The sequence below is a fragment of the Brevibacterium sanguinis genome (genome assembly GCF_003315415.1).
Lineage (GTDB): Bacteria > Actinomycetota > Actinomycetes > Actinomycetales > Brevibacteriaceae > Brevibacterium > Brevibacterium celere_A.
Window position 1 is genome coordinate 33,854 of record NZ_QNSB01000003.1, and the last position, 22,738, is coordinate 56,591.

At 66.8% G+C, this 22,738-nt stretch carries 22 protein-coding genes; 12 read left to right on the top strand and 10 right to left on the bottom strand.

Features of this window, described 5'->3' with window-relative positions; all coding sequences use genetic code 11:
- Positions 1-66: 66 nt before the first annotated feature.
- From DFO65_RS04510 to DFO65_RS04530, 5 genes are read left to right on the top strand one after another with little or no spacing between them, the layout of a single operon-like run.
- Positions 67-2,268, top strand: coding sequence for a CocE/NonD family hydrolase (locus DFO65_RS04510; protein WP_113903242.1), 2,202 nt, complete (start codon positions 67-69; stop codon positions 2,266-2,268).
- Between the two features lie 6 nt (positions 2,269-2,274).
- Positions 2,275-3,210, top strand: coding sequence for an ABC transporter substrate-binding protein (locus DFO65_RS04515; RefSeq protein WP_220151234.1), 936 nt, complete (start codon positions 2,275-2,277; stop codon positions 3,208-3,210).
- 7 nt (positions 3,211-3,217) lie between these two features.
- Positions 3,218-4,342 (top strand): ABC transporter ATP-binding protein, encoded by a 1,125-nt coding sequence (locus DFO65_RS04520; RefSeq protein ID WP_113903243.1) that lies wholly within the window; start codon positions 3,218-3,220, stop codon positions 4,340-4,342.
- On the top strand, positions 4,339-5,058 hold the full coding sequence (locus DFO65_RS04525; RefSeq protein WP_113903244.1) for an ABC transporter permease: 720 nt from the start codon (positions 4,339-4,341) through the stop codon (positions 5,056-5,058). The genes DFO65_RS04520 and DFO65_RS04525 overlap by 4 nt, the downstream gene beginning before the upstream one ends.
- A gap of 29 nt (positions 5,059-5,087) precedes the next feature.
- Positions 5,088-5,723, top strand: a complete 636-nt coding sequence (locus tag DFO65_RS04530) for an ABC transporter permease (protein WP_220151235.1) — start codon at positions 5,088-5,090, stop codon at positions 5,721-5,723.
- 25 nt (positions 5,724-5,748) lie between these two features.
- On the opposite strand, the gene DFO65_RS04535 is transcribed toward DFO65_RS04530, so the two are convergent.
- Positions 5,749-6,435: a DUF998 domain-containing protein gene (locus DFO65_RS04535; protein WP_113903246.1), complete on the bottom strand. Its 687-nt coding sequence runs from the start codon at positions 6,433-6,435 to the stop codon at positions 5,749-5,751.
- Positions 6,436-6,741: 306 nt separating this feature from the next.
- Entirely contained in the window at positions 6,742-7,269 is a 528-nt protein-coding gene (locus tag DFO65_RS04540; protein WP_113903247.1) for a Dps family protein, read from the bottom strand.
- 230 nt (positions 7,270-7,499) lie between these two features.
- Between DFO65_RS04540 and DFO65_RS04545 the strand changes: the two genes are divergently transcribed.
- The 3 genes from DFO65_RS04545 to scpC all read left to right on the top strand — a co-directional run bounded on the left by DFO65_RS04545 (position 7,500) and on the right by scpC (position 9,942).
- Positions 7,500-8,156 carry a hypothetical protein gene (locus tag DFO65_RS04545; protein WP_113903248.1) on the top strand — a complete coding sequence of 219 codons (657 nt, stop codon included), beginning with the start codon at positions 7,500-7,502 and terminating at the stop codon, positions 8,154-8,156.
- Positions 8,157-8,216: 60 nt separating this feature from the next.
- Positions 8,217-8,360: a GPGG-motif small membrane protein gene (locus DFO65_RS17045; RefSeq protein WP_181778623.1), complete on the top strand. Its 144-nt coding sequence runs from the start codon at positions 8,217-8,219 to the stop codon at positions 8,358-8,360.
- 70 nt (positions 8,361-8,430) lie between these two features.
- Entirely contained in the window at positions 8,431-9,942 is a 1,512-nt protein-coding gene (gene scpC / locus DFO65_RS04550; RefSeq protein ID WP_113903585.1) for a succinyl-CoA:acetate CoA-transferase ScpC, read from the top strand.
- A 7-nt stretch (positions 9,943-9,949) separates the two neighbouring features.
- Here the strand turns inward: scpC and DFO65_RS04555 are convergent, their stop codons facing one another.
- The 5 genes from DFO65_RS04555 to DFO65_RS04575 all read right to left on the bottom strand — a co-directional run bounded on the left by DFO65_RS04555 (position 9,950) and on the right by DFO65_RS04575 (position 14,711).
- Positions 9,950-11,227 (bottom strand): SLC13 family permease, encoded by a 1,278-nt coding sequence (locus DFO65_RS04555; protein ID WP_113903249.1) that lies wholly within the window; start codon positions 11,225-11,227, stop codon positions 9,950-9,952.
- Positions 11,228-11,384: 157 nt separating this feature from the next.
- Positions 11,385-12,125, bottom strand: a complete 741-nt coding sequence (locus tag DFO65_RS04560) for an MgtC/SapB family protein (protein WP_113903250.1) — start codon at positions 12,123-12,125, stop codon at positions 11,385-11,387.
- Positions 12,126-12,166: 41 nt separating this feature from the next.
- Positions 12,167-12,883, bottom strand: coding sequence for a DsbA family oxidoreductase (locus DFO65_RS04565; RefSeq protein WP_113903251.1), 717 nt, complete (start codon positions 12,881-12,883; stop codon positions 12,167-12,169).
- 43 nt (positions 12,884-12,926) lie between these two features.
- Positions 12,927-13,430, bottom strand: coding sequence for a flavin reductase family protein (locus DFO65_RS04570; RefSeq protein ID WP_113903252.1), 504 nt, complete (start codon positions 13,428-13,430; stop codon positions 12,927-12,929).
- A gap of 159 nt (positions 13,431-13,589) precedes the next feature.
- Positions 13,590-14,711 carry an Rv2578c family radical SAM protein gene (locus tag DFO65_RS04575; RefSeq protein ID WP_181778624.1) on the bottom strand — a complete coding sequence of 374 codons (1,122 nt, stop codon included), beginning with the start codon at positions 14,709-14,711 and terminating at the stop codon, positions 13,590-13,592.
- Positions 14,712-14,877: 166 nt separating this feature from the next.
- On the opposite strand from DFO65_RS04575, the gene DFO65_RS04580 reads away from it, so the two are divergent.
- Positions 14,878-16,140 (top strand): MFS transporter, encoded by a 1,263-nt coding sequence (locus DFO65_RS04580; protein WP_113903253.1) that lies wholly within the window; start codon positions 14,878-14,880, stop codon positions 16,138-16,140.
- A 34-nt stretch (positions 16,141-16,174) separates the two neighbouring features.
- Here the strand turns inward: DFO65_RS04580 and DFO65_RS04585 are convergent, their stop codons facing one another.
- Positions 16,175-17,002 carry an MBL fold metallo-hydrolase gene (locus tag DFO65_RS04585; RefSeq protein ID WP_181778625.1) on the bottom strand — a complete coding sequence of 276 codons (828 nt, stop codon included), beginning with the start codon at positions 17,000-17,002 and terminating at the stop codon, positions 16,175-16,177.
- A 224-nt stretch (positions 17,003-17,226) separates the two neighbouring features.
- Between DFO65_RS04585 and DFO65_RS04590 the strand changes: the two genes are divergently transcribed.
- Entirely contained in the window at positions 17,227-18,732 is a 1,506-nt protein-coding gene (locus tag DFO65_RS04590) for an MFS transporter (RefSeq protein ID WP_113903254.1), read from the top strand.
- 112 nt (positions 18,733-18,844) lie between these two features.
- Here the strand turns inward: DFO65_RS04590 and DFO65_RS04595 are convergent, their stop codons facing one another.
- Positions 18,845-19,870: an SMP-30/gluconolactonase/LRE family protein gene (locus DFO65_RS04595; RefSeq protein WP_220151236.1), complete on the bottom strand. Its 1,026-nt coding sequence runs from the start codon at positions 19,868-19,870 to the stop codon at positions 18,845-18,847.
- 158 nt (positions 19,871-20,028) lie between these two features.
- Between DFO65_RS04595 and DFO65_RS04600 the strand changes: the two genes are divergently transcribed.
- Together DFO65_RS04600 and DFO65_RS04605 are read left to right on the top strand one after the other, a co-directional pair.
- Positions 20,029-21,273: a sensor histidine kinase gene (locus tag DFO65_RS04600; RefSeq protein WP_113903255.1), complete on the top strand. Its 1,245-nt coding sequence runs from the start codon at positions 20,029-20,031 to the stop codon at positions 21,271-21,273.
- Between the two features lie 9 nt (positions 21,274-21,282).
- The gene (locus DFO65_RS04605) at positions 21,283-21,939 is read left to right on the top strand and encodes a response regulator (RefSeq protein ID WP_113903256.1); all 657 of its coding nucleotides are present in this window, start codon (positions 21,283-21,285) and stop codon (positions 21,937-21,939) included.
- Between the two features lie 30 nt (positions 21,940-21,969).
- On the opposite strand, the gene DFO65_RS04610 is transcribed toward DFO65_RS04605, so the two are convergent.
- On the bottom strand, positions 21,970-22,674 hold the full coding sequence (locus DFO65_RS04610) for a GntR family transcriptional regulator (RefSeq protein WP_113903257.1): 705 nt from the start codon (positions 22,672-22,674) through the stop codon (positions 21,970-21,972).
- Positions 22,675-22,738: the final 64 nt, after the last annotated feature.

Below are 22,738 nucleotides of genomic sequence, written 5' to 3' on the forward strand. Positions count from 1 at the left end.
CGATGACGTCTCACCCGCGGACGTTACTGAACCGCGATTCAGTGATCTATGTTACTGTCTGTGGTCATGGCGACAACTTCAACCGCTCACCTCTCCGCCGACTCCCCACTCGCGCACCGCGATCCTGGGGAGCGGGAACCGGTCGAGCTTCCCTCGGCCCGCCGCTACCGGACCGATCCGCGGCCGGTGACGGTCATCGAACACACAAGAATCCCGCTCTCCGACGGTGTCGAGCTCGCTGCCCGCGTCTGGCTGCCCGCCGACCTCGGAACGGACAGTGTCCCCGCCGTCCTCGAGTACATTCCGTACCGCAAGAACGACATGACCGCCGGCCGGGATCAGACGATCCACCCCGAATTCGCCCGCGCGGGCTACGCGAGCGTACGCGTCGACCTCCGCGGCGCGGGGGACTCCACCGGGATCATGACCGATGAATACTCCGCCACCGAACTCGACGACGGCCTCCAGGTGCTCACCTGGATCGCTGCCCAGGACTGGTGCAACGGGAAGGTCGGGATCATCGGCAAGTCCTGGGGAGGGTTCAACGGACTCCAACTCGCGGCTCTTCGACCACCTGAACTCGCCGCTGTCATCACCGTGTGCTCGACCGACGACCGCTACGCCGACGACGTGCACTACAACGGCGGCGCCATCGTCGGCGATCAGATGCTCTCCTGGGCTTCGACGATGTGGGCCTACAACGCCCGACCCCAGGACCCGCTCACCATGGGCGAGGGGTGGGAGGAGGACTGGAGGCGCAGAATCGACGAGTCACCGGTCAACATCGAGGACTGGCTCGGTCACCAGCGTCGCGACGACTACTGGAAGCACGCATCGGTGTGTGAGGCGCCGGACGCCATCCAGGTCCCGGTCCTCGCGGTGGGCGGGCTCCTCGACGAGTACCGCACGGCACTGTTCCGCCTCATGGACAACGCCCACGAGCAGCGGAAGTCCGACCCGGACTGCCCGCCGGTCCACGCGCTGCTCGGGCCCTGGGCCCACAACTACCCCCACCAAGCCGCACCCGGACCGGGAATCGACTTCATCGCCGAGGCGGTGGCCTGGTGGGACCACTGGATGTCCGGGATCGACAACGGGATCAGGGAGCAGCCGCAGCTGCGCGCCTTCGTTCCCGACAGCGCTCCCGTCCACTCGGATCGAAAGCTCAGGCAGGGGCGGTGGATCTCCGAGGACCGCTGGCCCTCACCGCATCTGACCGAGACGACCTTCGACCCCGAGGCCGCTATCCTGGCCGGCCCGACTGAACTGGACAGCACCGCGCTCATCGGATTCAACGGTGGCAGCTGGCTCCAATTCGGAGAGGCTGCAGGAATGGCAGGCGACCAGGCGGTCGATGACGCCCGCTCCTGCACCGAGACGTGGCGCCTCGAGGAGAGCCTCGAGATCGTGGGGATTCCACGGGTCACGATGAGGCTGAGCTCGAGCACGGACAGGGGCGTCGTGGCCGCCAGACTCTGCGACGTCGCACCGGACGGCAGCTCACGTCTGCTGACGATCGGCCTGTTCAACCTGACTCACCATTCAGGTCACGAGCACCCCGCGGCACTGACTCCGGGCGAACCCGTCGACGTCGAGTTCCCGCTGCTGGCGCTCACCCACCGATTCGCCGCCGGACACCGTCTGCGGCTGAGTCTGTCGGCGAGCTTCTGGCCGAACCTGTGGCCCTCTCCCGAAGCCACGACGATCACCGTTGTCGCGGCACCGGAACTGACGCTGCCCGTGCGGGCCGTCGCCTCGGTGGACGACGACGCCGAACGCACCCGTGAACTCACCGCGGCCCTGGGCGTCCCGCCGACTCCGCCGCGCTCGACCATCGACGCCGGCGGAGCACCGATGACCCGGGAACTGGTCGCCGACCTCGTCGCGAGAACCGCCACGGTCACGACCGTCGTCGAGGACTGGCAGACGAACTCCGGCGACGGGCTCTTCTACTCCACCCTCGAACGCGACTCATACGAGCGCAGTGAAACGGATCCACTCTCACCGCGAGCCGTGTGCGAACGGGTCATCCGGTACCGCAGGCCCGCGCTCGCCGCCCCGCTCAGCAGTGCCGGCCAGGACCAGTGGACCGCCGGAGACGCCGAGTCGGCAGCCGACCACGGCTGGGATGTCGAGCTGCGCACCCGCAGCACTATGACCGGGGATGCCGTGAACTTCCTCGTCACCAACGAGCTCGTCGCCTACAAGGACGGGAAGCGGTTCCACTCGCGGACCACCTCGGCGAGCATTCCCAGAGAACTGAACTGAGGGTCCATGCGCACTATCACCAGACGCACCGCTCTGTCCGCACTCGCCGCCCTGGGCACCGGGGCCGCCGCGACCGCGATGGCCGGATGCACGCCGCCCTCGGCCGCGACGGTCGGAGAGCGGAAGAAGGACGTCCGGACGATCACGATCGGTTCGAAGGGATTCGCAGAGAGCTGGATCATGGGTGAGCTCTACGCCCAAGGACTGAGGGCGCTCGGCTATCAGATCGACCTGAAGACGAACGTCGGTTCCAGCGACATCATCAGCGCCGCTCTCACCTCGGGACAGATCGACATCTATCCCGAATACACCGGGGTCATCCTCGTCAGCTTCATGGGGGAGGAGAGCCTCATGGACTCCGCCGAGGCCACGTATGACCTCGCGGGACGCTGGGCGGAGGAGAACTCGATCCGGATGCTCAATGCGACTCCGTTCGAGAACAAGAATGCGATCGCCGTGCGCAAGGAATTCGCGGACGAGCATGATCTGGCGCGAATCTCCGACCTCCAGGGCATCGGCGACTTCCTCTACTCCACCTACCCCGACAACGTCACCGGTGCCCAGGGGTACGAGGGGATCGTCGAGGCGTACGGGCTGGACAATATGGAGCTGAAGACCCTGAGCATCGGGCTCAACTACCAGGCGATAGAACGCGGAGAGATCCAGGCCGCGGACGTCTTCACCACCGACCCGCAGCTGCTGCGCTCCGATCTCGTGGTTCTCGACGATGACAAGAAGCTCTTCGGGTTCCAGAACGTCGTGCCGCTGATCAGAGACGACGCATATTCAGCGATGGATGAGGACGGCCCCGAGTTCCTCAACACCCTTCATTCGCTGCTGACGCTCGAAGCCATCCAGGCACTCAACGAAGCCTCTGCCATCAACAGGATCGACGCTGCACAGGTGGCCAAGGTCTTCCTCAACGACAACGGATTGATGTGAGAATGCGATGACCGAATCACCGAACACCACCACAACGACGATCTCGACGAAGCGGTCGGCGCCCTCGACGGTCAGGTCGACCAAGAACTCCTCCATCGTCTTCGACAACGTAACGAAGACCTACCCGGGCCAATCAACCCACGCACTCGACTCTCTCAGCCTCGAAGTGGCATCAGGCGAGCTCGTCTGTCTCGTCGGACCCTCCGGTGGCGGAAAGACCACGGCATTGCAGCTGGTCAACCGGCTCGTCGACCTGACGAGCGGAGAGATCCGGATCGGGGACACGGACATCAAGGCCCTCTCGCCGATCGAACTGCGACGCACGATCGGCTACGCGATCCAGCAGTCCGGTCTCTTCCCGCACTGCACGGTCGCCGAGAACATCGCCATCGTCCCCACGATCCTCAAATGGGACAGGAAGCGGATCGAGGAGCGCACGAAGGAGCTGCTCGAACTCGTCGGTCTCACACCGATCGAGACCTGGCTGGGACGCTATCCCGGGCAGCTCTCCGGAGGCCAGCAGCAGCGCGTGGGCATCGCCCGCGCACTTGCGGCCGATCCTCCAGTCATGCTCATGGACGAACCATTCGGCGCCCTCGACCCCATCACGAGGGCGGCGGTGCAGGACGAATTCCTGGAGATCCATCGCGCCGTGGGCAAGACGACGCTGTTCGTCACCCATGACATCGACGAAGCGATCAAGATGGCCGATCGCATTGCGATCCTCAAACCCGGCGGTCTCCTCGCCCAGTACGACACACCGGCAGCAGTGCTCGCCCGACCCGCCGACGACTTCGTCGCCGAGTTCCTCGGGGCCGAACGCGGTCTCAAACGACTGGCCCTCACGACCGTCGCCGAGGTGCTCATTGACAGCCAGGCGCGACGGAACGGATCGTCAACCCGCTCGGAGTCAGGTGCGAATTCTCGAACCGAGGCTTCTCCGGCTGCGGACTGGCCGGAGGTCGCCGCCACCATGACACTGCGTGAGGCACTGTCCGTGGTCTCTGCGGCCCACGCCCAGGGAGCGCGCGTCATGGATGCCGGCAACCACCTCGGCGATGTCACCCTCCACGAGCTCGTCTGCCCACCATCGGACGAGCTCGGACGGCAGTCGGAAGGTGCCGGAGTATGAGCGGATTCGCTCCTGCCGGAGACCCCGTCATCCCCGACTACGGGCAGGCCTCTGAATGCGTCATCGACAACGGCGTCTTCTGCACTGACTGGTTCGCCTCTCAGTGGTCGACGGTCTTCTGGCCGCCCCTTGTCGATCACATCTACATGGTGCTCATCGCCGTGGTGGTCGGATTCGTCATCGCATTCACCGCTGCGCTCGTCGCCTACCGGAGGAAGTGGCTGGCAGGCCCGATCGGCGTTGCCGCCACGTTCCTCTACACTCTGCCGCCCCTGGCGCTGTTCCAGCTGCTGGTCCCATTCACCGGCCTGACCCTGCTCACAGTCGAGATCGCACTGGTCTGCTTCACCCTCGTCATCATCTTCCAGGCAGTGCTCGCCGGACTGGCGGCGGTGCCCGACGATGTGAAGAGGTCAGCAGTCGGCATGGGACTCGACAGCAGGCAGCTCATGCTCAAGGTGGAACTGCCCCTGGCGCTGCCGTCGATCATCTCAGGTGTGCGAATCGCCACCGTGCTGACCGTCAGCGTCGCCACCATCGCCGCGTTCGTCGTGGACAGCGGCCTGGGATCGCCGATCCTCAAAGCGGTTTCGTCGCCATTCAACACGCAGTTCATCGCGGCCGGTGCCCTCGCCGTGCTGCTCGCATTCGTCCTCGACGGGCTGCTGGTACTCATCGGCCGAGCACTGACCCCCTGGACGAGAGCGAGAATCTGATGGATGTCGTCGTCGGCGCATTCCCATTCATGACTGCGAACCTCACACTGCTGCTGGAGAAGACCGGCGAGCACCTCGTGATCAGCCTCGTCCCACTGCTGGCGGCCATCCTCGTGGGAGTGCCGCTCGGAGTATGGCTCGGGCACATCCACCGAGGAGAATTCCTGGCGGTGAGCATCACGAACATCGGGCGCGCACTGCCCAGCCTGGCACTCATCGCCATCCTCATCGGCATCGTGGGGATCGGGATGCTCAATGCGATGATCGCGTTGTTCCTCCTCGCTTTCCCGCCCATCCTCAGCTATGCGTTCCAGGCGGTGAACTCGGTGGACGCCGACCTCACCCGGGCCGCCCGCGGAATGGGCCTGTCACCGCGGCAGGTTCTCACGAAGGTCGAGCTTCCCCTGGGACTTCCGATGATCATCAGCGGAATCCGAACCGCCGCCGTGCTCACGGTCAGCTCTGCGACGATCGCGACGATCGCCGGCAGCGGCGGTCTGGGGGACGTCATCCTCAATCAGGTCGCCTACGGAATGGAAGGCGTCATCGCGGCGGCTCTCTGGGTCGCGGCCCTCGCGATCCTCGTCGACCAGTTCTTCGTTCTGCTCCTCAAGATCGCCTCGCCCGCAGGGGTCAGATACCTGCAGGCGGTGGTCGCGCCCTAGATGTGCGAGGGTGCGCCTGTCGGGTTCAGTTCTGAACGGACGGCCGCCGCAGGAACACGATCCCGGCGATCAGCTGCCATACGAGGATCGCATAGAAGGTCATCCGCTCCCAGACACCATCGGGCAGCAGCGTCATCGACAGGACCCGGACGTCGACCTGGAGCATGATGAGGCCGAGCAGACCGAGGGTGCCGAGGACGATGCCGCCCCAGCCGGGCAGTCGTCGATTCCCGGTGCAGACCAGGGACGCCCCGGCCACGACGGCGACGAGGTTCCCGGCGATGAACGCGAGGAAAGCGCCGAGCATGTGGAACGTGTCGAGTCCGAGCTCGACGTTCTGTCGACCCCCGTGGACGAGTGCGATCGTCACCATTCCGACGGCATGCGCGAATGAGAGGACGAGGAAGCTGCGACGCAGTGGGAAGCGGTGAGCCCGGAAGACTCCGACCGCACCGACGGTGAACAGCATTCCCTGGACGATGAACGCCGCCGTGACGAGGAGGTGCAGCGGAGAGTCGATCTCACGACCGGCGAGAACCTCGACATCGGGAACGGCGAGGTCGCTGATGTAATTCGTCGCATACGAATAGCCAGGGAACGTCGAGGCCGCGACCGCCTCGGCGAGGAACCAGAACCCCGCCGCAACGACCCAGCAGACAGCCGGGACTGCTGAAGCCGTCGCGGTCTCCGGCGGCAAGGTGGGTATCCGCATGCCGTCCATGCTAGGGGCACGGCCCCGGGCAGTCAGCCCCTCCCGTCGCCCATGCAGACCTCCAGCGCTGCGGGGCGGATCCGGATCCGGGCGCTGACGATGGACATCCCTGGTCGAGTCGGCGGCGGCCAGGTCGGCAGCCGGATCAACCGTTTCCTCTGCGTCGTGGTCGGGGACGTCGTCGAAGGAGCTCATGGCTTCAGTCCATGGACGCGAACGGACCACCGGCGATGCGTGTTCACCGGTGGTCCGTCGACTCACGGTCGCTGCCAGACTTAGAGCCCGCTGTCGAGCTGCGCTCGCTGATCAGTCCGAAGGCGTGCGCGTCTCGGCACTGAGGAACCAGGCCTGCTGCTCGAGCTTGGCGATGAACTCGTGGAAGATGTCCGCGGTGGTCGGATCGGCCGAGTCGACCTCGTCATGGACCTGACGCATGGTTCCGACCGTCGCCTCGACCGCGCGGACGGTGAGATCGATGGCGTCATGCGTGGTGATCTCCCCGGCGGGGAACTCGGGCAGGGCGGTCTGCTCGGCGACGACGGCCGGGCGACCGTCGGCGGTGGCATGCAGAGCCCGCATCCTCTCGGCGATCTCGTCCGCACCGTCGCGTGCGATGGCGACGACCTCGTCGAGGTTGAGATGGAGGTCGCGGAAGTTGGGGCCGACGATGTTCCAGTGGGCCTGCTTGCCCACCAGCTGGAGGGCGATGAAATCGACGAGCACGGTCTGCAGGTTCTTGGCCAGGGACGGCGAGGCGGTGAAGCCTCGTTCGGCGTTCTCCCGTTCCGTGGTCGAGGTCCCGGCCGGTTGGGGCACTTTGACGGTATCGCTCATGATTCGTTCCTCCCTTGTTGAATGCAACGGAATGCATCGACGTGTCACTGGGGGACACCGATATCCGTCACGTTAATCCGCCTTCTTGAGTATTCGATCAGTACCGGCTGAATGCCGAGCGCACGGTCCCCGCCGCAGACAAAGGGGCTTGTCACCGGATATCAACCGTGCAACTATGAAATGAATCCAGTGGATTCCGACAATCGAATATCTGGAAAGGGAGGAATTTCATGAATACCTCAACCATCATCTGGATCATTGTGGCGATTGTCGTCGTTCTGATCATCATCGGAATCATCGTCGCCGTCATGCGGAAGTCTCCGGACAGGAAGCGCCAGGAGGCGGCGCGGATCCGTGAGGAGGCCGCCGAGAAGCAGGCCGCCGTCCAGGCGAGAGAGGCCGAGGTCAACGAGCAGAGGGCACAGGCGAAGAAAGCGGAGGCCGACGCGGAAGCCCATGCCGCCGAGGCGAAGCGTCGAGAGGCCGAGGCCCAGCAGCGCGCCGCCGAGGCCGATCAGCTCCACAACGACGCCGGAATCCGCGACCAGGAGGTCCAGGAGCAGCGCCGCGAGCAGGAGGAGCGGCTCAAGCGCGCCGACGAGCTCGACCCCGACGTCGACACTCGCCGAGGCGAGGGCACTCAGCTGACCGACGGCCCGTCCCGGGGCCGCCATGAGGGAAACACCACTCGCGACGAGAGCGTCGGCACTCGTGACGAGGGCGTCGACACCCGGGACGAGGGCCTCGACACCCGCCGAGGCGACGGCACCGACCGTCGAGACGACGATGTCGACCCCCGAGGCGTTGGCAGCGAGCGCAGCGGCGCTCACCCTGAAAGGCGACCGGACCTTCCGCCGGACACCGACTCCGGGCACGGCAGACACTGATCATCACACCCGCCTGCTGAGCCGGCACCCGCCGACACAGCCGAAGAATCGAGGTACGTCATGGCAACAATCCTGTGGATCATCGCGGCGCTGCTGGTCATCTCCGGCATCTTCGCCCTCTTCCGGCGGCAGATCGTCTGGGGCATCGTCCTCATCGTCCTCGGTTGCCTGGTGGGCCCCGGGGGCGTGAGCATGTTCGCCTGATTCGGCCGCGTTCGCACAGACGAATGCGGCCCCCCAGGGCGGTGTCGACCCATCCGCTAGACTGCCGATGATGTCGAGAATCACCTGCCCCCAGCTGTCCGAGAAGATCACGTCCGCCGAGGCCGCCGCGGCGGAGATCACGCTCGGCGACCGTGTCGCCATGAGCGGCTTCACCGGCTCCGGGTACCCCAAGGAGGTCCCCGGGGCCGTTGCCGTCCGGGCCCGTGAGGCGCATGCCGCCGGGCAGGACTTCGCGATCGAGCTGTGGACGGGGGCGTCGACCGCACCTGAGCTCGACGGGGTCCTCGCCGAGGCGGGTGCGGTGAGCAAACGGCTGCCGTTCCAATCCGATCCCACGATGCGCAGGTCGATCAACAGCGGGCGGACCGAATACGTCGACACCCACCTCAGCCACTCGGCGCAGCAGGCATGGTTCGGCTTCTACGGGAACCTCGAGGTCGCGGTCGTCGAGGTCGCGGCCATCCTCCCGGGCGGGCTGCTCGTGCCCGGCAGTTCGGTCGGCAACTCCAAGACCTGGCTCGATCTCGCCGACAGGGTGATCCTCGAGGTCAACTCGTGGCACCCCCGCGCCTACGAGGGATTCCACGACGTCTACTACGGCACTCGCCGCCCACCCGAGCGCCTGCCCATCCAGCTGCTCGAACCGATGCAGCGCATCGGCGACCCCTACCTGCGCGTCGACCCCTCGAAGGTGGTCGCGGTCGTCGAGACGAACTCGCCCGACCGGAACCTGCCCTTCAAACCCGTCGACGAGGACTCCGCGGCGATCGCCGGCCACCTCGTCGACTTCCTCCGCCATGAGATCGGTGCCGGACGTCTTCCCGCGCACCTGCTGCCGCTGCAGTCGGGCGTCGGCAACGTCGCGAACGCGGTCATGGCCGACCTCGCGGCGAGCGAGTTCGAAGGACTCACCGCCTACACCGAGGTGATCCAGGACGGAATGCTCGACCTCCTCGACAGCGGCAAGCTCACCTCCGTGTCCGCGACGGCGTTCTCGCTGTCGGCGGAGAGGGCCGCGGATTTCAACGAGCGCATCGAATCGTACAAGGGCAGGATCCTCCTGCGGACGCAGGAGATGTCGAACCATCCCGAAGCCATCCGGAGACTGGGGATCATCGCCATCAACGGTATGGTCGAAGCCGACATCTACGGCAACGTCAACTCGACGCACGTCATGGGCAGCTCGATCATCAACGGCATCGGCGGCTCCGGGGACTTCGCCCGCAACGCCTACCTCAACTTCTTCGTCTCCAACTCCCTGGCCAAAGGGGGAGCGATCTCCTCGATCGTTCCCTTCGCCAGCCACATCGACCACACCGAGCACGACACCCAGATCCTCGTCACCGAACAGGGACTGGCCGACCTGCGCGGCCTCTCACCCCAGGCCAGGGCACGGCGGATCATCGACAGCTGCGCCCATCCGGACTACCGCGACCGACTCCGGGACTACCTCGACCGAGCCGTCTCCGCGAATCCGGACGGTCAGCACACCCCGCACCTCCTCGCCGAGGCCCTGTCCTGGCACGGTCGGTACCAGGAGACCGGAACGATGCGCGCGTGATATGCATTCACCGACTCAGCAGAGTCGGTATCGCGGCGACGACCCACGCCAGTGCCGGTCCGATGAGGCACATGAGCCCGGCGTATCCGATCATCTGCCGATAGTAGCGATCGCGGATCGTCTGATCGACATTGGCGAGGAGCATTGCGCCGTTGGTGGAGAACGGACTGATGTCGACGATCGTGGCGGAGATGGCGAGCGCTGCGACGAAACCTCCGACATGGACTTCGCCTGATTCCAGGAACGGCACTGCCAGTGCGATGACCACACCAATGATGGCCAATGACGAAGCCAGTGCCGAGACGATGCCGGATAGGTAGAAGAGCAGGAGAGCAGCGAGGAGCGGAACACCGATCGCTGTGATGGATGCGGAGACCCATTCGACTGTCCCTGCTGATTGGAGCACTTCGATGTAGGTCAGGACTCCGGTGATGAGAATGACGACGGACCACGAGACCTTCGTCATCGCCGCTCGTCCGGCCGACGGATAGATCGCCGCCAGGAACACGGCGATGACAATCGTCACCAGGCCGACGTCCCAGCTGAATACGAGCACCGACACGGCCATGAGCGCCAGACCGATCAGGGTGAGCACCTGCTGACCATTCAGCTTCGGCCGGAGGACGGTATCTGTCGGGTTGCCTGCTTGCTCGACCAGCGTTGAGTCCTCGTCGTCGTGCGGGGCACGCAGACCTTCTCTACGGTGGAGAACGAGGTGGACGACGGCGGAGAGAACGGCATTGAAGATGAACGGCGCGAAGAACAGAGTGGTGGGTGCCGGCTCGAAACCCTTGCTGTCGAGATAGTCATTGATGAAGATCCCGTACACACTGATCGGAGAGAAGGCCCCAGCCAAAGCGCCGTGAACGACCATGAGGCCCATCATGAACTGATTGATGCGATGTCGCCGGGCGAATGACAGTGCGAGCGGTGCGACGATGGCCACGGCGAAGAGCGCTCCGAATGCGATGAGCACGGCGGTGAGGACGAAGAAGACCCACGGCATCGCGGCAGTTCTGCCGCCGACGAGCCTGACGCACCAATCGACGAGGATCTCGATGGCTCCGTTGCTCTGAGCGAAGCCGAACAGATAGGTGAGGCCGACGAGGGTGAGGAACAGGTCGACGGGGAAGCCGGAGAGGAACTCCTCTGGGGCCTGACCGAGGACGAGGCCTCCGAGTCCAGCCGCCGCGATGAACCCGAGGAGGCCCATGTTGATGTCACGCCACGTGGCGATGATGAACATCGCAGCGAGAACGATGATCGAAATCAACTCAGCGTGCAACGATATCTCCTCGTCCCGTCCGACCTTTGCCGACTCCGGAATGCATGGTCTCTGCGCTCCGACCACACCAGAAGATATTCGAAAGTCTCCGGCTTCGAAACTGTGTCTCAGATTCCAGTTGTCCCCAGTCGGACGGCGACGGATCTGCGGCTGACGCTCACATCCGATCGTCGTCGGACCGGTCCTCATCGTCGCGGAGGTTGACCTTCTTCACCCCGTCGAGATCGAGGAGCTCGGGGATCAGCGCCTGCAACGGGGGTTTGCCGAGGAATTTCACGTCGATCTGGACGAGTCGGGTGCCGTCCTCGCCCTCGATCCTGTCGGTGTCGAGAATCGAGTTCGTGAACCCCATGGTGCTGGCCACGCCGAGGATCTTGCGGAGGAGGCCTTCGCCGTCGACGTAGGTGATGCGCAGCAGCCGGTGCTTGTTGTGGTCGGGCAGCTTGGCGATGAGCGGGGCGATGACGAACAGGGTGAGCAGGTGGACCGCTGTGACGATCGCGGCAAGGGACAGCATTCCGGCCCCACACGCCATGCCGACTGCAGCCGCCACCCAGATGGTCGCGGCGGTCGTCAGCCCGCGGACGACATTGTGGCCCTTGAAGATCACGCCCGCGCCGAGGAAGCCGATCCCGGACACGATCTGCGCGGCGATGCGCGAGGGGTCGAGGACAGTCTCCTTGTCGAGGACGGCGGCGAAGCCATACGTCGAGACCAGGGTGAAGGCACAGGACCCGATGCCGACGAGCACGTGAGTGCGGTACCCGGCCGCCTTCTGCCGGAACTGGCGTTCGAAGCCGATGAGCGAGCAGAGGACGAAGCTGGCCAGCAGCAGCTGAGCCTCGACGAGGCTCGTGGATTCGAAGAACCCGACGAGCGACTGCGCGGTGTTGTCCATAGTGAGCTACATTAGCGCGCAATCACGCGAATGGGGACGTCTCAGTCGCAGCCCTCGGGACCGCACGCGGCGCCACCGGTCGAGTCGGAGCCGGAAGGGTCACCGGCGAGGACCGAGAGCTTGCCGCTCTCCTGCCAGGAGGTCTCGAGCGCCTCGGCGAACACTGCAGACGGCTGCGCTCCGGAGATCCCGTATCGGCGGTCGATGACGAAGAACGGGACTCCGCCGATGCCGAGGGCTCGGGCCTCGGCGATGTCGGCCTCCACCTCGGCGACGAACTCGTCCGAATCGAGGACTCGGCGGACCAGTGCGGGATCGATGCCCACCGCCTGCCCCACCTCGGCGAGGTAGTCGTGGTCGGAGATGTCGCGACCCTGCTCGAAGTGGCCGGAGAGGAGGGCCTCCTTGGCCTCGCCCCCGACTCCCTGGGCCTTGGCCAGTTGGAGGAGCCGATGAGCGGTGAAGCTGTTGGCGACGACGACGGAGTCGAAGTCGAAGCGCAGCCCCTCGCCGGCGGCCTGTGCCTCGACATGCCTGAACATCTGCTCGACCTGGTCGAGAGCCATCCCCTTCGAACGGCTGAGGTAGTCGGCCTCGCTGCCGTCGGCACGTGTGGGCAGCGTCGGGTCGAGCTGGAAGCTGTGCCATTCGACGTCGACCTCATCCCTGTGGACGAAGGCGTCAAGAGCGGCCTCGAACCGGCGTTTGCCGATGAAACACCACGGGCAGGCGATGTCGGACCAGACGTCGATTCTCATGTCGGTGCCAACCGGTGCAGGGGAGGCGATATTCCGCTGGGGATCACTCGGCGATGTTCTTGAATGAGCTGCGATGGAAGACGAGTGCGTCGGGGGACGTCGAGGTGGAGGCGTCGAGGATCTCGAGCAGCGCAAGGGTGTGATCGCCGGCGGGCATCTCACTGTGGACGTGGGTCCACAGGTGTGCCGGGCTGTCGGTGACGGTGAGGGCTCCGTCGAGATCGACGGCGGTCTCGATGCCGGTGAACCTGCTCGCGTGATCGGGGGAGGCCAGCTGACGTACGAGCCCCGACTGATGCGATCCGAGGAGGGAGACCCCGATCGATGGGGCGGCGCGAAGGCGGTCCCACGTCCAGGAGCCGAGTTGGATGGCGACACTGGCCAGGGGAGGGTCGAGCGAGATCCCGACCGTGAAGGTGGAGGCGATGAGGCCGTGCCGGACGCCGTCGACCTCGGCACCGAGCAGGACCACTCCCTGCGGGAAGTGGGAGAACGTCTCGCGAAGGGTGTGTGGGGTGAGTCCTGTGTCGCCGATGGTCGTGGTCACCCAATCGCTCCTGGTGCTGACGGTGCTGTTCCCTGCTGGTGGGGTAACGGCTGAGCGCCGTGCGCTATTCCCGGACGTTCCGGCGTGGGCGCAGGGTCACATTCGGTCCTCGGCACAGCGAGTGCTGCTCCGGCGCAGGGTCACTGGCCCTGCCGAGCCTCAGAACAGTGCGTCCTGGACGGGTGGAGGCGGTGCCGGCCCCCATTCCTCGCCGCTCGCCGGACGCAGTTGATCCTGGTCGGTCGGGCGCAGCCGCATCTGCTCCCGGCGAGCTCGGAACCGCCGCCAGCTCATCGGCCGCCGGGCCGCCGGAGGACCGCCGGCCGCCAGGTCGCGTGGAGCCGGATCGTCCGCGTCGGCCCCGCGCAGCCCGTACCTGTCGATGAGAGGATCGATCCGCGCGGCCAGCCACCGCCGATACTCCTTCGAGGCGTAGGCCGAGTTCGCGTACATGCGCCGGTAGCGGGGGATGAGCTGCGGATGCTCGCGTTCGAGCCAGGTGAAGAACCACTCGCGGGCGCCCGGGCGCAGGTGCAGGGCGCCGTAGACCACGCGCGCCGCGCCGGCCTCCGAGATCGCCCGGAGGGCGGCGTCGAGGTGGTCCATCGAATCGGTGAGCTTGGGCATCACGGGCATGAGGAACACGGTGACGTCGAAGCCGAGCTCCGCGGCGGCCGCGACCGTCGCCAGACGTGCGGTGGTCGTCGGGGTTCCCGGTTCGATCGCCTGCTGGAGCTCGTCGTCGTGCACGGCGATCGACATGCCGAGCTCGACCGGCACCTCCTCGGCGGCGCGGGACAGCAGCGGCAGGTCGCGGCGCAGCAGGGTGCCCTTCGTGAGGATCGACATCGGGGTGTCGTGCTCGGCCAGCGCCGAGATGATGCCGGGCATCAGCCGGTACCGGCCCTCGGCGCGCTGATACGGGTCGGTGTTGGTCCCGAGCGCGACGAGGTCGTGTGCCCACTTCGGCTTCGCCACCTCGGCGGCAAGCACCTCGGGGGTGTTGATCTTGACGATCACCTGCCGGTCGAAGTCCGCCCCGGCGTCGAGGTCGAGGTAGCGATGAGTGCTGCGGGCGAAGCAGTAGACGCAGGCATGCGAGCATCCGCGGTAGGGATTGACCGTCCACGAGAACGGCATGGAACTCGAGGCCGGCACCTTGTTGAGGGCCGACTTCGCGAGCACCTCGTGGAACGTCATTCCGGCGAACTCGGGGGTCGTGACGCTGCGCACGAGCCCCTTGACCCCGAAGAGCTGCCCGGTCGGCTGTTCCCACCTCATACCTACATTCGAACACGTGTTCGATGGTTCGTCAATGTGCGAGTTCGATCACCGAACTACCGCGCGCACGCGCGCATCGTGGATAATGGTCTGCGGCCATTTTCTCAGCAGACCCGAAGCCCCCAAGCGCCCGGACCTTCGCCTGCCGAACTCCACGAGGACACCCATGACAGCCGCCACGCCCAATACCCCCGGCGCCCCCGAGGCGACGACCGACCCGCAGCCCCGGTATCGGGTCAAGGCGCTGTTCGCGGCGGCGGTCGGCTACGGGCTCGACGGCTTCGACCTGCTCATCCTCAGCTTCGCGCTCAGCGGCATCATCGTCTCGTTCGGGCTCACCGACGTCCAGGCCGGATCGCTGTCGACGATCACCCTGCTCGGCGCGGTCCTCGGCGGAGTGGTCTTCGGAGCGCTCGCCGACCGCCTCGGTCGCATCCGCGTCCTCACGTGGACCGTCCTCATCTTCGCCGTGTTCACTGGGCTGAGCGCGTTGGCGCAGGGGTACTGGGACCTCGCGGCATATCGGTTCATCGCCGGCATCGGCATCGGCGGTGAGTTCGGAATCGGCATGGCCCTGGCCGCCGAGGCGGTCCCGGCGAACCAGCGAGCGCGAGCGACATCATGGGTCGGGGTGGGCTTCCAGCTGGGCGTGTTCGTCGCGGCGATCATCTCCGCGCCCATCATCGCCCTCTGGGGCTGGCGGGCACTGTTCGTCGTCGGCCTGCTCCCGGCCGTCTACGCCTTCGTCGTCCGCCGAGGGGTCGACGAACCGGAGAAGTTCAAACAGGCCCACGCCGAGGACAAGGCCGGACCGAGCCACGAGACCTTCGCCGCGAAGATCTCGGCGCTGGTCAAGGACAGAGCGACCGTCAAGATCACCATCGCCCTCATCATCCTCACCACCGTGCAGAACTTCGGGTACTTCGGCATCATCACCTGGCTGCCGAACTACCTCTCCGAGCAGATGGACCTCGGTGTGACGAAGGGATCGCTGTGGACCGCGGTCACCGTCGTCGGAATGCTCACGGGGATCCTCGTCTTCGGCCAGGTCGCCGACCGCCTCGGCCGTCGGCCCGCCTTCTGGATCTTCCAGGCCGGTGCGATCGTCTCGATCCTCATCTACAGCCAGATGGAGAACCCGACCGCGCTCCTCGTCGGCGGATTCTTCATGGGAGCCTTCGCCAACGGCATGCTCGGCGGCCATGGGGCACTGCTCGCCGAGATGTACCCCACCCACGTGCGAGCGACCGCTCAGAACGTCATCTTCAACATCGGGCGCGCACTCGGCGGGCTCGCGCCCGTCGTCATCGCGGTGCTCGCAGGTTCCTTCGGCTTCGGCGTCGCGCTCGCCCTCCTGCCGGTCATCTACCTCATCCAGTTCCTCGCGATGTTCCTCCTGCCCGAGAAGCGCGGCGTCGAACTCGACTAGCCGCCGAGGCGCGGCCGCCGTCCGGTGGCTCGCCTCACGTGAGGTCGTCGAACTCCCCGGAGACCCACCGGGCATAGCGGTCAGCGGACTCCCGGACCGCCGCATGGGCGCCCTGCGCGAGCTGCTGACCGAAGTTGCCGTACATGCGGTCGAAGTCGAGATCCGCGACCGAGGACGCGATGCGCCGGACCACGGCGGCCGAGAGCGGCAGATAGTTGGGGAAGCTGCGCATGAACGTCACCCACCCGGTGCGGGCCACCGGCCCGATCGAATCGCCGCTGAGCATCACACCGCGACCGTCCGCGCCGGTCCACAGCGCCACGGCGCTGCCGGCGAAATGACCGCCGACGCGTCGCACGCGAACACCGGGCAGGACCTCGGCTTCATCGTCGTAGCAGACGATCGCCTCACCTCGGCGCTGGAGCCACGAGGAATCCGCCGAGCACACGTGGACCGGGGCGCCGTCGAACGCGGCACTCCATTCGAGCTGGACGCCGTACATGTGCGGATGACTGGGCACGATCGCGGAGACCCCGCCGAGGGCCGAGACGGCGGCGACCGCGTCGGCGTCGATGTAGGGCGGGACATCGAAGAGCAGATTGCCGTGCTCCGTCTGCGCGAGGTAGCAGGTCTGGCCGATGGCGAACCGCGGTTCGACGCGGACGGCATGGAGGCCGGGCTCGCGCTCCTCGACGACCACGGAATGGCCGGCGGAATCGAGCTCGGCGCGGGTCGTCCACTCCTGACCAGAAGCGGGCACGAACTGGCGGTCGTCCGCGCAGATCGGGCACACCGGGGGAGTGGGCTCCGCGAACTCGACACCGCACGTCCGGCAGAGCGTGACATTCGTCAATGGGGGCATTCGCCGTCACCTCCTGTCCTCCGAGCATAGTGTCCGGGCAGGTGCCGGCCATGCGCGGCGATCCGGACGGTTCCCTCCCGCGCCAGCCACTGACGGCACGACTTGCTCTCAAGGGCACTGGTCGCACACAGTGCCCTTGAGAGCAACCAGTGCCGCAGCCTACCGTGACGGAGTATGACGGTGCGCGTCCGCGATCGGACGGTCCGGCTTCACACTGGACCCTCGTGACTGAATCAGATCCCACTCCCGCATCAGGGGGCACCGCACAGACCGCGAACGAGCACTCCGTCTCGACCGAATCTGCCTCGACGAACCCCGCCACCACCTCGACGACACGCGTCGTGCGCTCGGCCACGGACGTCAACTCCCTCCTGGCCGAATTCGGCTCGCAGGGCACGAAGACGACCGCCGTGATCATCCTCGCTCTCGGCGGGATCTTCATGGACGCCTACGACTTCTCCTCCCTCGCGTTCGGAATCACCGCGATCAAGGAGCAGTTCGGGTTGTCCGGCTTCATGACCGGCCTCGTCAACGCCTCGATCATGGTCGGCGCCGTCATCGGCGCCCTCTTCGGCGGGTACCTCGTCGACCGGTTCGGCCGCTACAAGCTCTTCATGGCCGACATGGTGTTCTTCGTCGTCGCCGCGATCGGCTGCGCCCTCGCCCCCGAGGAGTGGACGCTGATCTTCTTCCGCTTCATCATGGGCATCGGCGTCGGCCTCGACCTGCCGGTGGCGATGGCCTTCCTCGCCGAGTTCTCCAAGCTCAAGGGCAAGGGCAACCGCTCCCAGCGCGTCAACGCGTGGTCGCCGGCCTGGTACATGGCCACCGGCATCGGCTACCTCATCGTCCTCGTCTTCTTCGTCTCGCTGCCGTATGACCAGCACGACATCCTCTGGCGCATCGTCGTCGGGTTCGGCGCGGTTCCGGCCGTCATCGTGCTCCTCGTCCGCCGCCGCTACCTTGCCGAGTCGCCCCAATGGCTGGCCGACCAGGGCGATCTCAAGGGCGCCGTCGACGTCATGCGCTCCCATCACGGTCTCGACGTCGAACTCGCCCCCGAGACCGCGGCGCCGGCGTCGGCCGAGCGCGCCGACAAGCGGTGGGCCGTCTTCGCCGAGCTGTTCTCGCCCAAGTACCGCATCCGCACGATCGTCGCCCTGTGCGTCTCCGTGTTCTCGACCTTCGGCTACAACGCCGTCGCTTACGGCACCCCGCTGATCATCTCGACCCTGTTCCAGCAGGGACCCTTCGTCACGATCGTGTCGTCGCTCGTCATCAACCTCGGGTTCGGGGCGATCGGCGGTCTGCTCGGCATGTCGATCGTCAACCGCTTCGGCAGCCGGACGATGACGCTGATCGGATTCTCGATCCAGGCGGCCTCGCTCCTCCTGCTCGCGATCGTCGGCATCCCCTCCGGCGCACTCGTGCTCGTGTCGGTGGCGATGCTCGCCGCCTTCGTCTTCGCCCAGGCCGGCGGCCCCGGTGCCAACCTCATGAACTACGCGACCCTGTCCTACCCGACGAGGCTGCGCGGCGTCGGCATCGGCTTCAACCAGTCGGTGCTGCGGTCGTTCTCGATCGTCTCGCTCATCATGTTCCCGATCCTCGCCGCCTCGCTGGGCACCGGGGTGTTCTGGATCGTCGCGTGCGCACCGCTGGCCGGAGCGATCGCCGTCGGACTCATCACGTGGGACCCGACCGCCAAGGACGTCGATGCCGAGGTGTGAGTCCGCTGAGGTGTGAGCCTGCCGAGGTGTGAGCCCGCGGAGGTGTGACGATGGAGCCCGCGGAATCCGCGCGGCCCCATCGTCACATCGGTCGGCGAACCGCTGCGGGACCTCAGTCGGCGAACGGGTCCGTGATCACCTCGAAGGGCCCGGCCGGGGGCGTCTCCCGGAAGTGGGACTCGACGTAGAGCGTCTGTCCGCGCAGCTGCGCCACGGTCGTCAGCACCCGGTCCGGGTCGGTGTTCTGCTGCCGGGCGGAGCGCACCTGAGACCCGTCGGCGCTGATTCCCAACGTGCTCAGCCTGTGATTGAAGTTCTGGACCACCTGCAGCGTGGTGCCGCGGAGGAGGAGTCCATCGGCGTTGGTCAGATCGACATCCTGCGTGTCGATGGCGGTGGCCCCACCGGTCCGAGCGTCGAAGCGCCAGAGCCGGCCGGTGTTGCCCTGCGCGACGACGAACCCGGAACGGTCCTGGCTGAGCACGATACCGCCGAGGTTGAAGCCCGCCTGCCTCGTGATCGTGCCGGAGGCGTCCGCCCACAGCTCGACGCCGAAGCGCCCGTCTTGGTCATCGGACCCGGCGAGGTCGGCGGAGACGCGGAAGATGCGCGGATCGTTGGAGTCGGTGAAGTAGGCGGCTCCGTCGGCCCCGATCGTCACATCGTTGAGGAACACATCGTCGCCGGGGGCCTGGAGAGCAGCGAGCAGCTCGCCCTCGGGGGAGTAGACCCAGAGATCCGGCGCTCCCGGGTTGGTGATCCCGTTCGGGCCGCCGGCGATGTAGAGGTTGCCGTCCCCGTCGACGGTCATGCCGCGGGCGGTGAAGCGCCCGTCGGTGCCGTCTCCGGGAAGCCATTCCTCGGTGTCCTCGGTGCCGGAGCGCCCGCGGTGGATCTCCCCACCGGTGGTCTCACTGACGTAGAAGGAGCCGGACTTCTCATCGGCGGCGATGCCCTCGAACATCGATCCGCCCTCATCGGCGTCGAGCAGGTAGGTCGAGGCGCGGCCGGAATCCGGCTGCGCGGCCGCGGACCCGACGGCGCCGGCGGGCGAGGTGATGAGAGTGACGGCGGTCAGGGCGCCGGCGAGGACGGCTCCCGACAGCAGAGTGCTGGTCACGACGTGGCTGCGATTCACTGAGATCTCCTTGACAGGTGGACGGGCATTCCGATCGGTGGTCCGATCACCACCGATTCTTCTCGCCCTGCGTTCCCCGCGCGTCTGGCACTCGGCCAGCGGTGAATGGCCGATCGGATGATGCCGGCAGCTCTTCAGCCTCCTTATGCTTGAGTACGATGCCCGCTCTGCTCGCTCCCGTCCGCCGCCTCGACGTGTGGCTGTTCGTCGTCCTCGTCGTCCTGCTCGCGACGAGCTCCCTGCGCTACATCGTCCGCCATGGACTCTCACCCGTGGGCGTGCTCATCCTCCTCGGTGCGGCGGCGCTGCTCGCGTGCTCCGCCCTGCGGCCGATCCTGCCGGAGGAACCTGCCTGGCCCCGGGCCTGGGCGCTCACCCTCGCCCTGCTCGTCGCCTCGCTCACCGTCGCCGCGCCGTCGTTCGCGTGGTGTGCGGTCCCCGTCGCGTTCTCCGTGCTGCGCACCCTGTCCTTCACCTGGGCGACGGTGTGCGTGAGCGCGCTGATGATCGTCGTCACTGCCTCCTGGCTGCGGATCAGCACCCATCCTGACCCGACCCTTGTCGTCGGTCCCCTCGGCGTCGCCCTCGTCACCATCATGTCCTTCCGCGCCCTCGATCGGGAGTCGAAGGCGCGGTCCGAGCTCATCGACCGCCTCGTCGCCGCCCAGGACGAGCTCGCCGCCGAGCAGCGGCGGGCCGGTGCTCTGCGCGAGCGCACCCGCCTGTCCCGGGACATCCACGACTCCATCGGCCAGGACCTCTCGAGCATCCACCTCCTCCTCCAGGCGGCCGAGCGCAGCTGGGACGCCCGGCCCGACATCGCCCGGTCGAACGTCTCGACCGCGATCGACGCCGCGCGCACCGGCCTCGAGGAGATCCGCACGGTCATCCACGACCTCAGCACCGAGGTGCAGAGCGCGGACCTCGTCGACGTCGACGAACTGCGCCGCCGCCTCGGCGATCTCCTCGAGCGCCGGCACGGCACCGCCGAGGTTCGACTGCGCATCGACGGAGCTCCCGTCATGCTGCCCACCCGGGTCGCGGCCGCGCTCATCGCGAGCACCCGCGGAGCACTGGCCAACGTCGAGGAGCACGCGGCCGCGTCCCGCGTGATGATCACGCTGACCTTCACCTCCGCCGAGGTCCGCCTCGACATCCGCGACGACGGACGCGGCTTCGATCCGCGCGTCCTCGCGGCAGGCTCGGCTTCGGCAACGCCGAGGCGGGGGCTGGGCCTGCGGGGCATCCGCGAGCGGGCGGAGGAGCTGGACGGTGGCGTCGAGGTGGACAGCGAGCCAGGCGATGGGACGATGGTGTCCGTGTGGCTTCCGATCACGGGGACGACGCCGACCGCGGTGCCGGCCGTCGACGAGGCCGAGGAAATCGGGACGGCGAATGAGTGAGGACGGGGAATGACTGCGGACCGGATCCGGATCCTCCTGGTCGACGATCATCCGATCGTGCGCGCAGGATTGGCGGCGCTCATCAACGGGCACGGGGACATGAGCGTCGTCGCCGAGGCGCAGGACATGGATTCCGCCCTGCGCGCGGTGGCAGGTCACCGGCCCGACGTCGTGCTCATGGACCTCAATCTCGGCGCGGCAGCGCACTCCGGCGCCGCGATCACCGCCGCCATCTCCGGCGCGGACGCCGCGACCGAACGCCCTCCGCGCGTCCTCGTGCTCACGACCTATCAGACGGAGTCCGACATCCTCCGCGCCCTCGATTCCGGCGCCAGCGGCTACCTGCTCAAGGACGCTCCGGCCGAGGAGCTCTTCGCCGCGATCCGAGCCACTGCCCGGGGCGAGACCGTGCTCTCGCCGGCGATCGCCTCGACGCTGGTGCGCCGCAGCTCGCAGCCGGGTCCGACCGTGACGGAGCGCGAGGTCGAAGTGCTCGAACTCCTCGCCCGAGGTCTGGGGAACAAGGAGCTCGCGAAGGAGATGCTCATCTCCGAGGGCACCGTGAAGGCACATCTCGCGCACATCTACACGAAGCTCGGCGTGGACACCCGGACCGGTGCCGTGGCCGCTGCGATCGAGCGACGCATCATCCGTCCGCAGGGATGAGACGGCCTCAGACGCGCAGGAGATTTCTCGTCACGATGGTGATCGGCTGAGGTCGTGATCCGAGTTCGGGGCGGATTGCTCGGCCTCACGCAGGCTCTTCTCGCTGTGCGCGATGTGCCGCCGCTGACTGGACTCGAGATGATCGAGCACGAGAGCGCTGATCCCGCTGACATCACGCCGGGCGATGGCCTCGCAGAGCCCGGCGTGCTCCTCGGCGACGTGGGCGAGGTCGTCGTGCTGGCTGAGCAGCCAGCGTTTCCGTGAGCTGAGGAGCCCGCCGATCTCCACGAGGAGCACGTTGCCCGCCAGCTCGGTGACGATCTCATGGAAGTCCGCGGCGGCGCGGCGCGCACCGATCGCGTCGCCGCGCGCCGCGAACTCACGCCCGCGCGCGACGGCGGCCTCGAGGTCGGCCAGCCCCTCCCGGGTGTGCCGCTGCGCCGCCAGCTCGAAGGTCATCACCTCGAAGGCCCCGAGGACCTCGTTGAGATCGGCGATGTCGCTTGCCGTGAACTCACGCACCGTCGACCACGTGTTGGGTCGAGGGCTCACCAGGCCCTCGCCGGCGAGCTGTTTGAGGGCCTCCCGGATGGGCACGCGGCTGACGCCGAGCTCCCTGGCCAGGTCGCGTTCGACGAGCCTGCTGCCCGGCTTCCGGACACCGTCGATGATCTCATCGCGGAGGATGTCGGTGACGCGGACCGTCTCCGAACGTGCTGAATCGCTGGTTCTCATCGCAGACATTCTCTCACTCGCCGAGTCCTCACCGAAAGGTCGGGCCTCCGGAACCGCCGGGAGC

Coding starts and splice junctions, on each gene's coding strand:
- DFO65_RS04610 (WP_113903257.1), bottom strand. CDS start 22,674: ATGAGAACCAGCGATTCAGCACGTTCGGAGACGGTCCGCGTCACCGAC.
- DFO65_RS04565 (WP_113903251.1), bottom strand. CDS start 12,883: ATGAGAATCGACGTCTGGTCCGACATCGCCTGCCCGTGGTGTTTCATC.
- DFO65_RS04575 (WP_181778624.1), bottom strand. CDS start 14,711: ATGAGGTGGGAACAGCCGACCGGGCAGCTCTTCGGGGTCAAGGGGCTC.
- DFO65_RS04600 (WP_113903255.1), top strand. CDS start 20,029: ATGCCCGCTCTGCTCGCTCCCGTCCGCCGCCTCGACGTGTGGCTGTTC.
- DFO65_RS04510 (WP_113903242.1), top strand. CDS start 67: ATGGCGACAACTTCAACCGCTCACCTCTCCGCCGACTCCCCACTCGCG.
- DFO65_RS17045 (WP_181778623.1), top strand. CDS start 8,217: ATGGCAACAATCCTGTGGATCATCGCGGCGCTGCTGGTCATCTCCGGC.
- DFO65_RS04520 (WP_113903243.1), top strand. CDS start 3,218: ATGACCGAATCACCGAACACCACCACAACGACGATCTCGACGAAGCGG.
- DFO65_RS04580 (WP_113903253.1), top strand. CDS start 14,878: ATGACAGCCGCCACGCCCAATACCCCCGGCGCCCCCGAGGCGACGACC.
- DFO65_RS04560 (WP_113903250.1), bottom strand. CDS start 12,125: ATGGACAACACCGCGCAGTCGCTCGTCGGGTTCTTCGAATCCACGAGC.
- DFO65_RS04530 (WP_220151235.1), top strand. CDS start 5,088: ATGACTGCGAACCTCACACTGCTGCTGGAGAAGACCGGCGAGCACCTC.
- DFO65_RS04535 (WP_113903246.1), bottom strand. CDS start 6,435: ATGCGGATACCCACCTTGCCGCCGGAGACCGCGACGGCTTCAGCAGTC.
- DFO65_RS04540 (WP_113903247.1), bottom strand. CDS start 7,269: ATGAGCGATACCGTCAAAGTGCCCCAACCGGCCGGGACCTCGACCACG.
- DFO65_RS04515 (WP_220151234.1), top strand. CDS start 2,275: ATGCGCACTATCACCAGACGCACCGCTCTGTCCGCACTCGCCGCCCTG.
- DFO65_RS04605 (WP_113903256.1), top strand. CDS start 21,283: ATGACTGCGGACCGGATCCGGATCCTCCTGGTCGACGATCATCCGATC.
- scpC (WP_113903585.1), top strand. CDS start 8,431: ATGTCGAGAATCACCTGCCCCCAGCTGTCCGAGAAGATCACGTCCGCC.
- DFO65_RS04545 (WP_113903248.1), top strand. CDS start 7,500: ATGAATACCTCAACCATCATCTGGATCATTGTGGCGATTGTCGTCGTT.
- DFO65_RS04585 (WP_181778625.1), bottom strand. CDS start 17,002: ATGCCCCCATTGACGAATGTCACGCTCTGCCGGACGTGCGGTGTCGAG.
- DFO65_RS04525 (WP_113903244.1), top strand. CDS start 4,339: ATGAGCGGATTCGCTCCTGCCGGAGACCCCGTCATCCCCGACTACGGG.